The organism is Canibacter zhoujuaniae (assembly GCF_011752015.1).
Lineage (GTDB): Bacteria > Actinomycetota > Actinomycetes > Actinomycetales > Microbacteriaceae > Canibacter > Canibacter zhoujuaniae.
Genome location: NZ_JAAIKA010000002.1, coordinates 165317 through 179535, shown reverse-complemented (window position 1 = coordinate 179535; position 14219 = coordinate 165317). Strand labels below are relative to the sequence as shown.

At 53.9% G+C, this 14219-nt stretch carries 7 protein-coding genes, 3 tRNA genes and 3 rRNA genes; 2 read left to right on the top strand and 11 right to left on the bottom strand.

Features of this window, described 5'->3' with window-relative positions:
- Positions 1–42 precede the first annotated feature (42 nt).
- The 10 genes from tpx to HCQ99_RS05420 all read right to left on the bottom strand — a co-directional run bounded on the left by tpx (position 43) and on the right by HCQ99_RS05420 (position 11320).
- A complete protein-coding gene (tpx, locus tag HCQ99_RS05465; protein WP_166987078.1) occupies positions 43–546 on the bottom strand; it encodes a thiol peroxidase in 504 nt (167 codons plus the stop codon).
- A 176-nt stretch (positions 547–722) separates the two neighbouring features.
- Positions 723–839 (bottom strand): 5S ribosomal RNA (rrf, locus tag HCQ99_RS05460).
- 128 nt (positions 840–967) lie between these two features.
- A 23S ribosomal RNA gene (locus HCQ99_RS05455) occupies positions 968–4080 on the bottom strand.
- Positions 4081–4577: 497 nt separating this feature from the next.
- Positions 4578–6101: ribosomal RNA gene (locus HCQ99_RS05450) — 16S ribosomal RNA — on the bottom strand.
- The 16S, 23S and 5S rRNA genes sit together here, the layout of an rRNA operon.
- Before the next feature lie 444 nt (positions 6102–6545).
- Positions 6546–7853, bottom strand: a complete 1308-nt coding sequence (tyrS, locus tag HCQ99_RS05445; RefSeq protein WP_166987075.1) for a tyrosine--tRNA ligase — start codon at positions 7851–7853, stop codon at positions 6546–6548.
- A gap of 95 nt (positions 7854–7948) precedes the next feature.
- Positions 7949–8021, bottom strand: a tRNA-Phe gene (locus HCQ99_RS05440).
- Positions 8022–8093: 72 nt separating this feature from the next.
- Positions 8094–8167: transfer RNA gene (locus tag HCQ99_RS05435), tRNA-Asp, on the bottom strand.
- A gap of 22 nt (positions 8168–8189) precedes the next feature.
- Positions 8190–8265 (bottom strand) — tRNA-Glu (locus tag HCQ99_RS05430).
- Between the two features lie 155 nt (positions 8266–8420).
- Complete coding sequence (locus HCQ99_RS05425; protein WP_166987072.1) at positions 8421–9731, bottom strand: M18 family aminopeptidase; 1311 nt, start codon at positions 9729–9731, stop codon at positions 8421–8423.
- Between the two features lie 77 nt (positions 9732–9808).
- Positions 9809–11320, bottom strand: a complete 1512-nt coding sequence (locus tag HCQ99_RS05420; RefSeq protein ID WP_166987069.1) for a leucyl aminopeptidase family protein — start codon at positions 11318–11320, stop codon at positions 9809–9811.
- A gap of 210 nt (positions 11321–11530) precedes the next feature.
- Here HCQ99_RS05420 and HCQ99_RS05415 point away from each other — a divergent pair, with 210 nt between their 5' ends.
- Both HCQ99_RS05415 and HCQ99_RS05410 read left to right on the top strand, forming a co-directional pair.
- Complete coding sequence (locus tag HCQ99_RS05415) at positions 11531–12259, top strand: VIT1/CCC1 transporter family protein (protein WP_243854801.1); 729 nt, start codon at positions 11531–11533, stop codon at positions 12257–12259.
- A 29-nt stretch (positions 12260–12288) separates the two neighbouring features.
- Positions 12289–13197, top strand: coding sequence for a LysR substrate-binding domain-containing protein (locus HCQ99_RS05410; protein ID WP_166987066.1), 909 nt, complete (start codon positions 12289–12291; stop codon positions 13195–13197).
- 45 nt (positions 13198–13242) lie between these two features.
- Here the strand turns inward: HCQ99_RS05410 and pip are convergent, their stop codons facing one another.
- The gene (gene pip / locus HCQ99_RS05405) at positions 13243–14214 is read right to left on the bottom strand and encodes a prolyl aminopeptidase (protein ID WP_166987063.1); all 972 of its coding nucleotides are present in this window, start codon (positions 14212–14214) and stop codon (positions 13243–13245) included.
- Between the last annotated feature and the right edge of the window lie 5 nt (positions 14215–14219).

The window sequence follows — 14219 nt, the reverse complement described above, 5'->3', positions numbered from 1 at the left end:
AGGTAGCGAAACTTAGCTGTCTATCAACTAGAAAATCAAGAATTAACTATCTTGCAGGGCGGCTAACGCAGCGTCATAGTCTGGCTCCTGACCAAGGTCAGGCACCTGTTCTGTGTACACAACCTCATGGTCGCTGTTCAGCACAACAACAGCTCGAGAGAGTAGGCCCTGCAGCACGCCGTCTTGCATTGTGACCCCGTATGATTTGCCAAAATCGCTTCGGAAGGATGAGAGGGTTTCAACACCATCGATGCCTTCTGCGCCACAAAAACGTGCGAATGCGAAGGGCAGGTCTTCTGCAATGCACAGCACAACGACGCCGTCAGAGCCCGCAGCACGCTCGTTAAATTTGCGCACACTGGTTGCACAGACACCGGTATCGATGCTTGGGAATATGTTTAATACAACACTCTTACCGGCGTAATCGCTAAGGCTTTTTTCACCGAGGTCTGTATCAACCAAAGTAAAAGCCGGCGCTGTAGAACCCACCTCTGGCAGTGCGCCGACAGTATTTACAGGGTCACCGTTGTGTGTTATTTCAGTCATACGCTAAGTTTAGCTGCGCTAGATGGCAGCAACCTGATAACGGCTGCCTGCTTGTGTTGGTTGCGGGGTGGACGTAATTCTTGTGTGTATATATATAAAAAAATAGTGGGGGCATGTTCCCCACTCTCACCACAACGGTAAGAGAAGAAAACACACCCCCACAAGAAAAAAATTAATTCCGGCAGTGACCTACTCTCCCACACCCTCCCGAGTGCAGTACCATCAGCGCTGTCAGCCTTAGCTTCCGGGTTCGGAATGTAACCGGGCGTTTCCCTGACGCTATAACCACCGGAAAACCCTTCAACAGGACTCCCCAAAAAAGTGGAACCAATATTAAATTACCAACATTTTAAGGATCCGTCGGAAACCACACAGTAGACGCAAACAACAAAAACCCAACACTTCTTATAGCCAAAAAATGTTTAACAAGTCTTCGGTCTATTAGTACCAGTCAGCTCCACACATTACTGCGCTTCCACATCTGGCCTATCAACCCCATAATCTATAGGGGACCTCACACCCACAAATTGGGTAAGGAAATCTCATCTCGAGGCCGGCTTCCCGCTTAGATGCCTTCAGCGGTTATCCATCCCGAACGTAGCAAACCAGCCATGCCCTTGGCAGAACAACTGGCACACCAGAGGTCCGTCCAACCCGGTCCTCTCGTACTAGGGTCAGATCCTCTCAAATTTCCAACGCACGCAGCGGATAGGGACCGAACTGTCTCACGACGTTCTAAACCCAGCTCGCGTACCGCTTTAATGGGCGAACAGCCCAACCCTTGGGACCAACTCCAGCCCCAGGATGCGACGAGCCGACATCGAGGTGCCAAACCATGCCGTCGATATGGACTCTTGGGCAAGATCAGCCTGTTATCCCCGAGGTACCTTTTATCCGTTGAGCGACAGCGCTTCCACAAGCCACTGCCGGATCACTAGTCCCGACTTTCGTCCCTGCTCGACCTGTCAGTCTCACAGTCAAGCTCCCTTGTGCACTTACACTCGCCACCTGATTGCCAACCAGGCTGAGGGAACCTTTGGGCGCCTCCGTTACTCTTTGGGAGGCAACCGCCCCAGTTAAACTACCCACCAGGCACTGTCCCAGAACCCGATCAGGGTCCGTAGTTAGATATCCAGAGTGACCAGAGTGGTATTTCAACAACGACTCCACACACACTAGCGTGCATGCTTCAAAGTCTCCCACCTATCCTACACAAGCCACACCGAACACCAATACCAAGCTGTAGTAAAGGTCACGGGGTCTTTCCGTCCTGCTGCGCGTAACGAGCATCTTTACTCGTAATGCAATTTCGCCGAGTTCATGGTGGAGACAGCTGGGAAGTCGTTACGCCATTCGTGCAGGTCGGAACTTACCCGACAAGGAATTTCGCTACCTTAGGATGGTTATAGTTACCACCGCCGTTTACTGGGGCTTAAATTCAAAGCTTCACCCAAAAGGGTTAACCTCTCCTCTTAACCTTCCAGCACCGGGCAGGCGTCAGTCCGTATACATCCAATTGCTTGTTAGCACGGACCTGTGTTTTTAGTAAACAGTCGCTTCCCACTGGTCTCTGCGGCCACCACACCCTTTCCCAAGCAAGTTGGTATAAGCGGATGGCCCCCCTTCTCCCGAAGTTACGGGGGCATTTTGCCGAGTTCCTTCACCACGATTATCTCGATCTCCTTAGTATTCTCTACCTGACCACCTGAGTCGGTTTGGGGTACGGGCAACCAGCAACCTCACGCCGATGCTTTTCTCGGCAGCATAGGATCAGTAACTTCACCAAAACGGCTCCCCATCACATCTCACCCAAACACCCGCGGATTTACCAACGGGATAGGCTACATGCTTAGCCCGGGACAACCATCGCCCGGGATTACCTACCTTCCTGCGTCACACCTCACGCTCACGCACCAACACCGGGTTCGAAAACCAACACCAGAAATCAACCCCGAAGGGAAAAAATCCAGAAAAGCTTTCTTAGCACTTATTGGATTGTGTTGAACGGTTACCAGCCGGTACGGGAATATCAACCCGTTATCCATCGACTACGCCTGTCGGCCTCGCCTTAGGTCCCGACTTACCCAGGGCAGATTAGCTTGACCCTGGAACCCTTGGTCTTCCGGAGGACGGGTTTCTCACCCGTCTTTCGCTACTCATGCCTGCATTCTCACTCGTGTCACATCCACAACTAGATCACTCTGCTGCTTCACTCGCGACACGACGCTCTCCTACCCAGTCAACAAACTGAACCACAAAGGCTTATCTAACTGTTAACTGCCATATCTTCGGTGGTGTGCTTGAGCCCCGTTACATTGTCGGCGCGGAATCACTTGACCAGTGAGCTATTACGCACTCTTTCAAGGGTGGCTGCTTCTAAGCCAACCTCCTGGTTGTCTAAGCAACTCCACATCCTTTTCCACTTAGCACACGCTTAGGGACCTTAGATGATGATCTGGGTTGTTTCCCTCTCGACTATGAAGATTATCCCCCACAGTCTCACTGCTACGCTCTCACTTACCGGCATTCGGAGTTTAGCTGACGTCAGTAACCTTGTAGGGCCCATCGGCCATCCAGTAGCTCTACCTCCGGCAAGAAACACGTAACGCTGCACCTAAATGCATTTCGGAGAGAACCAGCTATCACGAAGTTTGATTGGCCTTTCACCCCTAACCACAGCTCATCCCCTCAGTTTTCAACCTAAGTGGGTTCGGCCCTCCACACGCTCTTACACGTGCTTCAGCCTGGCCATGGCTAGATCACTTCGCTTCGGGTCTAGGACACGCGACTAAAACGCCCTATTCAGACTCGCTTTCGCTACGGCTACCCCACACGGGTTAACCTCGCCACATGCCGCTAACTCGCAGGCTCATTCTTCAAAAGGCACGCCATCACACCAAAAACAGTGCTCTGACGGATTGTAAGCAAACGGTTTCAGGTACTATTTCACTCCCCTCCCGGGGTACTTTTCACCTTTCCCTCACGGTACTTGTCCGCTATCGGTCATCTAGTAGTATTTAGGCTTACCAGGTGGTCCTGGCAGATTCACACGGGATTTCACGGGCCCCGTGCTACTCGGGATACACATAACGCTGTAAGAACATTTCAGATACGGGACTCTCACCCACTCCGGTCACCCCTTCCAAGGTGTTCTCCTATATCCTTAACAATCACGTCGAAAGTCCGGTAGAACAATCAAATGCGTCCCACAACCCCGCACGCGCAACCCCTACCGAGTATCACACACGCACGGTTTAGCCTCATCCAGTTTCGCTCGCCACTACTCCCGGAATCACTATTGTTTTCTCTTCCTGTGGGTACTGAGATGTTTCACTTCCCCACGTTCCCTCTACCCGCCCTATATATTCAGACGGGAGTAACACACAAACATAAAGTCGCATGCTGGGTTTCCCCATTCGGAAATCCTCGGATCACAGCTCGTTTATCAACTCCCCGAGGCTTATCGCAGATTACTACGTCCTTCTTCGGCTCTAGATGCCAAGGCATCCACCGTTCGCTCTTAAGAACTTGCAAACAAAACAAAATCACAAAACAAACACCACAACAAAAAGTTGCAGCATCCATCTCTAGACCATAAAAAAAATTAAGTATCACAACAACACAAACAAAACAAACACCACAACAAAAAATTGCAGCATCCATAAAGCTTGCATCACTGCAGATGCTCGCGTCCACTGTGTAGTTTCCAACGTACCCACACACCCAACCAGCAACCACCATCAAACCAGCAGCCACCAGAAGGAGTGCAAGAAACCCAAACCAGAAAAACCTGGCCCCGGTCTCCCAGAACCCCAATAGTATGCACCAACAACCAGAACCGAAAACCAAACACCCCGTTCCAACCCCACAAAAAAAATGAAGCGTACTAAACAGCATCCAGAAACAATCCCAATCAATCATCAAACGTTCCACCCATGAGCCACCAGCAAACACACACACGGCATTTAAACTGGCAACCACCACAAAACAGACACAAGCCTGAATAACATGCGGCGACAAATGCTCCTTAGAAAGGAGGTGATCCAGCCGCACCTTCCGGTACGGCTACCTTGTTACGACTTAGTCCTAATCACCAGTCCCACCTTAGACGGCTCCCTCCAAAAAGGTTAGGCCACCGGCGTCGGGTGTTACCGACTTTCATGACTTGACGGGCGGTGTGTACAAGGCCCGGGAACGTATTCACCGCAGCGTTGCTGATCTGCGATTACTAGCGACTCCGACTTCATGGGGTCGAGTTGCAGACCCCAATCCGAACTGAGACCGGCTTTTTGGGATTCGCTCCACCTTACGGTATCGCAGCCCTTTGTACCGGCCATTGTAGCATGCGTGAAGCCCAAGACATAAGGGGCATGATGATTTGACGTCATCCCCACCTTCCTCCGTGTTGACCACGGCAGTATCCCATGAGTCCCCGGCATAACCCGCTGGCAACATAGGACGAGGGTTGCGCTCGTTGCCGGACTTAACCGAACATCTCACGACACGAGCTGACGACAACCATGCACCACCTGTATAGAAGTGTCCAAAGAGTCCTGTATCTCTACAGTGTTCTCCTATATGTCAAGCCTTGGTAAGGTTCTTCGCGTTGCATCGAATTAATCCGCATGCTCCGCCGCTTGTGCGGGCCCCCGTCAATTCCTTTGAGTTTTAGCCTTGCGGCCGTACTCCCCAGGCGGGGAACTTAATGCGTTAGCGTCGACACGGAGACCGTGGAACAGTCCCCACATCTAGTTCCCAACGTTTACGGCATGGACTACCAGGGTATCTAATCCTGTTCGCTCCCCATGCTTTCGCTCCTCAGCGTCAGTAGCGGCCCAGAGATCTGCCTTCGCCATCGGTGTTCCTCCTGATATCTGCGCATTCCACCGCTACACCAGGAATTCCAATCTCCCCTACCGCACTCAAGCCTGCCCGTACCCACTGCAAGTCTAAGGTTGAGCCTTAGGATTTCACAGCAGACGCGACAAACCGCCTACGAGCTCTTTACGCCCAATAATTCCGGACAACGCTTGCACCCTACGTATTACCGCGGCTGCTGGCACGTAGTTAGCCGGTGCTTTTTCTGTAGGTACCGTCACTTACGCTTCTTCCCTACTAAAAGAGGTTTACAACCCGAAGGCCGTCATCCCTCACGCGGCGTTGCTGCATCAGGCTTTCGCCCATTGTGCAATATTCCCCACTGCTGCCTCCCGTAGGAGTCTGGGCCGTGTCTCAGTCCCAGTGTGGCCGGTCACCCTCTCAGGCCGGCTACCCGTCGTCGCCATGGTAAGCCATTACCTCACCATCAAGCTGATAGGCCGCGAGTCCATCCCCCACCAAAAAATCTTTCCACCAATCACCATGCGGTAAAAGGTCATATCCAGTATTAGACACCGTTTCCAGCGCTTATCCCAGAGTGAGGGGCAGGTTACTCACGTGTTACTCACCCGTTCGCCACTAATCCACCCAAGCAAGCTTAGGCTTCATCGTTCGACTTGCATGTGTTAAGCACGCCGCCAGCGTTCGTCCTGAGCCAGGATCAAACTCTCCGTAAAAAACAAAAAAACAAACAGCATCGGGAAAACAACACTGAATGCGAGTTTGACCTGACAAACGATTCTGACAATCAAAAAATCATCAAGAATGTTCATCCAAAAATAAGGAATCCCCACCAGCATAAAAACTGGCACGAGGTTCAAATAAAATTTGGCATTTGACAATCAAGTGCACACTATTGAGTTCTCAAAGACCAAACAGAACCCGTACACGCTCCAACCAAGAAGCCTCCGAACCCCGCAGGATCAAAACAATGAAAAACAACCATAACACAAAAAGCCAACAAACAAAAGCCATAAAATGTGTAAACAGTGTTTCCCACCAAGACGCTGACCGTGTTTCCGTTTCCTGACGTTCGGCCAACAGATGACTACTCTACGCACCCTGACCGGCCCCACGCAAACAACACCAACACCCGGGCGTGTCGCATCGGTTTTCTGGGCCTAGTCGAGGTAGACAGCTGCCTTCTGTTTCTTGCCGCGACCGAGCACTGCCAGCTTCCGATCCCCGGCGTAGGCGGCAACAGTCTCACCCTCTGCAGTGATCTTCACACCGTTAACCGACGCCCCGCCCTGCGCAATCGCACGACGCGCCTCAGAAAGAGATTTCACCAAACCGGATTGCACAAGCGCATCTTCAACAGTGAGCTCTCCGCCACCTCGCACCTCAGGCAGCCCCGACAGCGCTTCTGCCAGAACATCTTCTGGCACTGCGTCGTAAGTGCCAGACCCAAAGAGTGCCGCAGATGCGTCCACCGCATGCTGCGCCGCTGCCTCACCGTGCACCAAGGCTGTGACCTCAAACGCGAGCCGTTTTTGCGCAGCTCGCTTAAACGGCTCCTCTGCAACCTGTCGCGCATAGTCTTCAATTTCCGCGCGTGTCAGGAAGGTGAAAACCTTTAAGCGATCCACAACATCAGCATCAGCCTGATTCAGCCAGAACTGGTAGAAAGCGTACGGTGAGCACAGCGCCGCATCGATCCAGATCGCATTGCCCTCGCTCTTCCCAAACTTTGTGCCGTCGCTATTGGTGATAAGCGGCGTTCCCACAGCATGCACGCTGTTGCCGGTGACACGTCGCACAAGATCGACACCACCAACAAGGTTGCCCCACTGATCCTGCCCACCCGACTGCAGTGTGCACCCATACTGCAGGTGCAGCTCAAGATAATCAATCGCCTGCAAGATCTGGTAACTGAATTCGGTGTAGCTGATGCCCTCATCACTAGCTAGACGCGCAGCAACAGCATCTTTCTTGATCATCGCCCCAACACGGAAGTATTTCCCAGTCTCACGCAAAAAGTCGAGCGCAGAAACATCAGCCATCCAGTCAAGATTGTTCACCATGCGGGCAGCGTTATCACCCTCAAAGCTCAAAAAGCGTTCAATTTGACTGCGCAGCGCATCGACCCACTCCGCAACCGTCTCCCGCGAGTTGAGGGTGCGCTCCGCTGTTGGGCGCGGATCACCGATCAGACCGGTGGATCCGCCGACGAGCCCCAAAGGCTTATGCCCCGCCAACTGCAGGCGGCGCATAAACAGCAACTGCACAAGGTGCCCAAGGTGCAGGCTGGCGGCTGTCGGATCAAACCCACAGTAGTAGGTGAGCTGCTCTTCTGTGAGAGCTTTGCGCAAGGCCTCAGGGTCTGTGGAGACGCTCAGCAGGCCGCGCCATTCGAGCTCATCATAAATCGACTCGAAAGATGGGTCGTTAGATTGCGCTGCCAAGATAGCTGAGGTGTTTATCGTCATGCTCACTATGTTACTCAGTCCCACCAACAGTGGTAGTGGCTGGTAAGCCCAGAAAAGCAAAAACTCCCGTGACAGATGTTGCACGGGAGTGTTTGTGGCTCCGACCGGCATCGATCCGGTGACCTTTCGATTTTCAGTCGAACGCTCTACCAACTGAGCTACAGAGCCTGAGCGACTCACCGGAGTTTGTCACTCTAGATAAAGAAACCCTTCTCATCTGAAAAGGGCTCTCTATCTTTGCGACCCTGACGGGACTTGAACCCGCGACCTCCGCCGTGACAGGGCGGCGCGCTAACCAACTGCGCCACAGGGCCGTATTAAATTATGAGGAGAAGATGGTGACCCCAACGGGATTCGAACCCGTGTTACCGCCGTGAAAGGGCGACGTCCTAGGCCTCTAGACGATGGGGCCGAAAGCGTTGAACCGTCATCTTCGCCGAGTTAAAGCTTACGACACTTTCTGCGCTCCCCGCAAATCACTCTGCTAAAAAGCGGGCAATTTCCCGTAAACACGCCAAACTGCATGGCGTGTCGCGGGACGGTCAAAGCCGGTCGCAAACCTTTCATCTACAGGCGCGGCACACGATAAAACTGTGCAGTAGCAAGCGCTAACCCCCACAAATCATCAACGTGCGCCAACTCACGTGCAGAATGCATTGACAGCAGCGGCGCGCCAACATCAACTGTGCGGATACCGTTATTTGCCGCCGCAATCGATCCGATCGTGGAGCCGCACGGCACAGAATTATTTGCCACAAACTGCTGCAGCGGCACGCCCGCACCGTCACACACTCGCACCCACATCGCCGCGCCAGCTCCGTCGGTTGCGTAACGCCTATTAGCGTTAATCTTTAGCATTGCACCCTTCCCGGCGAACGGCCTGGTGTGCGGGTCGTGCTTTGAGCTATAGTTCGGATGCACTGCATGCCCCGCATCCGCTGAGACGTGCCACGAGTTTGCTTTAACCCGCAAAATATCCTCAGCGGTAGCACCCAATCCGGTGTACAGGCGCACGATAATATCCTCTAAAAACGTTCCCTTTGCACCGGAGTGGCTCTGCGATCCAACCTCTTCATGGTCAAACAGCACAAGCAGATTTATCGCATTGTGCTCAGCCTGAGCTAGGGATGCAAGCGCGTAGGCACCCGCAAAGGTTGACGATAGATTATCCATGCGACCAGCGGCAAACAGCTCATTGCTAGCACCGATCCGGCGCGGTTTCTGGGTGTCGGCGAGTTGCAGATCCCAGCTCACTAGCTCGTCGGGTGCCACGCCGGCCGCAGACGCAATCGCGGTTAAAGCGTCAACCTCTCCCAGCCCGATCACCGGCTGGGTGTGCTCCTGCCGATCCAGTTTTAGACCGTTGTTAGCCTCCCGATCCAAATGGACAGCAAGCTGCGGAATTCTGGCAATCGCTGGGGTGCGGATCAGCCGTTTCTCCCCGTCTCTGGTAAACACTCGCCCGGCAACCGCTAGATCACGATCAAGCCAAGAGTTTAAGAGCGGGCCGCCGTAAACCTCAACATTAAGCTGCTGCCAACCGGCAGCAGAGCTGCCCGGTGTTGGTTTTACCACGAACCCCGGTGAGTCGGTGTGCGCCCCAAAAATACGTAATGGGGAATTCTTCGTCACTGAACTTCCGGCCTGCCACGCAATTAGCGAGCCGTCACGCACTGTGAAACCGGCAGCTCCCGCCTCCAACGGCGCCCAGGAGTCGCACTCATCGAGCCACTCAAACCCGGCACGGTTCAGCATGCGCGCGACAGTGTCGGCGGCGTGAAAAGATGTGGGGCTTGCCTCAATAAAGTCGGCGAATGCCGTTATGTATTCGTCGCGAGTTGAAATGCTTTCAAGATCGATCTGGGCAGCGTTGCTCATGTCTCTTAAATCTCCTAAATAAACCCCTGGACTCTTGCAGGGAGGTGAGGCAAGAGCCCAGACAGGCGGTATTTTATTTACTCGAGTTCCGTTCCAACGGTGTCACCGCTCGGCTTTTTAAAGTCGGCTGCAAACTCAGCGAGCAGTCGTGTTGCGTAACCGGTTGATCCGGCTGAGCGCCACAGATCGTCTGAGTTTGACTCCATCGGCCCTGCTATATCGATGTGCCCCCACGGCGTGCCGGCAACAAATTCATTCAGGAAGAGCGCCGCGGTAATCGCGCCGCCTTCGTTCGCCCCGATGTTTGCAAAGTCTGCAACGTTTGACTTCATTGCCTTCTTTAGACGCAAGTCGAGCGGCAATCTCCAAAGGGTCTCATCGCTCTTCTTACCCGCATCCTGTAACTGCTGGGCAACGGTGTCGTTATTTGCGAAAACGGCTGCAGTTTGGGTGCCGAGTGCCATCATCGCAGCACCCGTTAGTGTCGCGACGTCAACGATTGCGTCGACCTCTAGCTCTGCTGCGAGCGCGATGCCGTCACCGAGCACCAGGCGACCTTCTGCGTCGGTGTTGCGCACCTCAACGGTCTTACCGTTGCGCATCGTCAGCACGTCACCGAGTTTGGTGGCGCTGCCGGACGGCATATTATCGGTGCACATCAGGAACCCGGTGACTCGTGTCTTAACCCCAAGCTCTTTCAGGGCTGTCATTGCAGAGAACACAGCTGCCGCACCCATCATGTCCATCTTCATGGAGCAGTGTGAGGCGTTTGATGGCTTCAGGCTGATGCCGCCTGAATCATACATAATGCCCTTACCCACCAGGCCGATGTGCTCAGTTGCGCCCTCTGGCCGATAGCTGACTTTGATGAGGCGCGGATCCTGCACCGATCCAGCGTTTACACCGAGCAGGCCACCGAGGCCCATTTCAATGATTTCTTCGCGCCCGAAAACTTCTACTTCAAGCCCGTATTCTGGGCCTACACGCTCGGCAACTTCGGCGAATTTATAAGCGTTTAGGTGGCGCGGTGGAGTGTTTCCGAGATCTCGCGCTAAGCGGTCGGCGGTGGCCAAAATAGTTCCACGCTCGGCTCCTGCTGCAGCCTCAGAGTTTTCACCGATGAGTGTCAGCGTCTCTAGCGCTACAAGATTTTGTTTATTCTTCAGCGGCTCATAGGCATAGCGTGCGAGCAGGGCGCCCTCTGCCGCTGCTTGCGCTGCCTCACGCGCAGGCACACCATCCAGGGTTAGGGCATCAAGCTCAACGGCAAGCTCAGAAAATTTAGCTGCGTTGCGGGTAAAGCACGCAACAGCATTGCGGATCTCAGCAGCTGTTTTAAACCCCTTGCCAATGCCAACTAACACCTTGACAGTTTCACCCGGCAGCAGCAAAGCATCGCTCTTCTTGCCCGCGAACCCAGCAAGCTCAAGCTGTTCACGTGTTAGGTCTAGTGCGTCTGGCAGAGCACCTTCAGACTTTACAAATACGGCTACGGCTGCTGCGTTTGGCGCAGTTTTTGCAAGCTGCACCTTTGCAATTTGTTGTAGCGATGGAACGGGATTGAATTCAGCGTCGATAATCACATTCATACTTCTACTCTAGACCGTTCCACTAAATTGCAGCTCAGTGAATAAAGTTGGTGTATCAATTACTGATAGTGAGTATGAAATTTTTTCGGATCCTACAGTTCAGGCACTACGAGAGCAGCACCTGAGCTGCTGATACACAACTAAGGCAAGCAATGCCTAATTGCAGCCCAAATATTTGCTTGGCAAGCAAGCGAGACATAGGCTTTACAGGTGGCTACAACAGAAGTAAACCTCGCAAACCCCCACGAATACGATCACAAGCACGCAAACATCCAAAATGGCTGGTTGCGCGCTGCCGTGTTTGGTGCAATGGACGGTTTGGTCTCTAACATCGGCCTAATCGCCGGTATCGCCGCAGCCGGCGCCGCGCCGCACATTGTGCTGGTAACAGGCACCGCCGGCCTCCTAGCCGGGTCGGTTTCCATGGCGCTCGGAGAGTACACATCTGTGCGGGCCGCTAACGAGCAGCTCGACAAGGAAGTTGCGGTTGAAGCGGCAGCTCTCAAACGAAACCCGACCGGCGAAGAGATGGAACTGGCACAGGAGTTTGTCGGTCTCGGAATGAGCGCCCAAACCGCGCAGATCGCGGCTAAAGAGGTGCACCGAAACCAGGATAAGGCGCTGCAAGTGCATCTCGCGCACGAACTCGGTCTTACTGTTGAAGATCGCAACTCCCCGTGGGTTGCTGCATTCTCTTCCTTCTTTTCATTCAGTGCGGGTGCGATCATTCCGATACTGCCTTATATTTTCGGCTTTGGCACGCTGGTCTGGGGTCTGATTCTCGGCGCTATTGGACTGTGCGTTACAGGCGCATTTTCTGCGCATTTTGCGAAGAGAAATCTTTTCAGAGGGGCGCTCCGCCAGCTTCTGCTAGGTGGAATCGCGGTAGGGGTGACATACGCGATCGGAATGATTTTCGATGTCAGCACAGCCGGCTAAAACAGCTGTTCCGCGCTAGTCTTGACCGTATGCAGAAAGATGCCGTGCTCGAGGCAGGAGCGAGTCACTCACCATCTCTAATACTGGGTTTCTGTCGCGGCACGGCCCCCGCAAAATGGGTGCGCCGCTGGCAGCAAGCAGAATATCCAATTCCGCTTGAGCCGCACCCCCTTGATCTTGATGTCTACAGCCCAGATGCCGTTTTTAGCGACGAGCAGACCCTCACCCTCACAGAAGTGTTAAACCGTGGCGGCGTGGCTCTTGTCCGCGCACCCGAAACGCTGCCCCCCAGTGAACATACGCTGGGTGAGCTGCAAGCTGTGCGGCTGTACACCGAGGCAAACGCTGTTTTAACCGCCGCAGATTCCGTCTTCGCTATTCTCTCGGGCGTCACAACTATTGCCGAGTTGCAAGATGTAAGGCTTCTCGACCACAAACTACACAGAGACGACTGGAGTAGCGCAGAACCGTGGCACGACGCTAGCTGGCTTCCGGTTGACGCTGTCGCTTTAGCTGAGCTTGTTGCAACCGGTGTTGGTGAGGCTGTGCTCCCCCTCCCACTTGCACGCAACGTGGCAAACAAAAAACAGCATAAGGTTGTGCCGATTAATTCCGCTATCGAAATAAGCAGCTACGCAATATTCGCAGTTTGGCTCAGCAAACACAATCGTGCGGCGGTGCAGGATCTCATCGGAGTGCTGCGCGGACGCGGTGCTGCTAGCGCCAGAGACACCTCCCGCCCCAGCACTAACTCGCAAGAATCACCCGCGCAGATCGCAGCAGCCGCAAACGAAGCACAGCGCAAAACAAGCGGTCAGCGTCGCAGGAAGCAGCAACCGCCGCCAAACTCACGTGGCGCACAGCTTGCTAGCAGCAAAAATCGGGGTCACCGCAATAGTCGCCCACCAAAACCGGCCGGCCGGAAAAAACGACGCTAAATCACCCTGCTAGCGCACATTAACTGCAGCGCTTTAAAAAAAAAATTATTGCTGTGCAAACTTATCGGTTGCTCGCACCAGAGCGTCGATAATTCCCGGTTCGGTTGACGCATGTCCAGCGTCGGGAACCATTGTGAAATCAGCGTGCGGAAGCTGCGCGTATAAATCCCAAGCGGTGCGTGGTGGGGTGCAGACATCGTATCGCCCCTGCACTATCGCGGTTGGAATGTTCGCAAGTTTGTGCGCGTCTCTAATAAGCTGACCGTCTTCAAACCAACCGCCATTGGTGAAGTAGTGATTCTCGATGCGCGCAAACGCCACAGACCACTTCTCATCTTTCCGGGTAGCGGCGATATCTGCCTCATCCATAAACAGTTTCACGGTCGAGGTTTCCCACACACTCCAGGCAACACCAGCCGGTACGTGCACCTCAGGGTTCGGATCAAACAACTGCCTATTGTAGGCGGCGATCAAATCGCCTCTTTCTGGTTCCGGAATCTGCGCGAGATACTCCTCCCAAACATCCGGGAACAGATGGGATGCACCCTCCTGGTAAAACCATTCGAGCTCACTGCGGCGCAGTGTAAAGATACCGCGCAACACAAGCTCAGTGACACGTGTTGGATGGATCTCGGCGTAAGCCAAAGAGAGCGTGGATCCCCAAGATCCGCCAAAAACCTGCCATTTGTCGATGCTGAGGTGCTCCCGCAGCCGCTCTATGTCAGCCACCAAATGCCAGGTGGTGTTGGTGCTGAGATCAGCTTCCGGTTCACTAGCGTGCGGCAGTGAGCAGCCCGCGCCGCGCTGATCAAACAGCACGATGCGGTATTTCTCAGGATTAAAGAAACGACGCATTGTCGGGACGCAGCCGCCGCCCGGCCCACCGTGCAACACAACAACAGGTTTGCCGTCTGGGTTACCGACCTGCTCATAGTAGATCTGGTGACCGTCGCCGACCTCAAGCATGCCTTGGTCGTACGGCTCAATTTCTGGATACAGTGCGCGTCTCTCAGTCATACAGC

Coding starts and splice junctions, on each gene's coding strand:
- tpx (WP_166987078.1), bottom strand. CDS start 546: ATGACTGAAATAACACACAACGGTGACCCTGTAAATACTGTCGGCGCA.
- tyrS (WP_166987075.1), bottom strand. CDS start 7,853: ATGACGATAAACACCTCAGCTATCTTGGCAGCGCAATCTAACGACCCA.
- HCQ99_RS05425 (WP_166987072.1), bottom strand. CDS start 9,731: ATGAGCAACGCTGCCCAGATCGATCTTGAAAGCATTTCAACTCGCGAC.
- HCQ99_RS05420 (WP_166987069.1), bottom strand. CDS start 11,320: ATGAATGTGATTATCGACGCTGAATTCAATCCCGTTCCATCGCTACAA.
- HCQ99_RS05410 (WP_166987066.1), top strand. CDS start 12,289: ATGCAGAAAGATGCCGTGCTCGAGGCAGGAGCGAGTCACTCACCATCT.
- pip (WP_166987063.1), bottom strand. CDS start 14,214: ATGACTGAGAGACGCGCACTGTATCCAGAAATTGAGCCGTACGACCAA.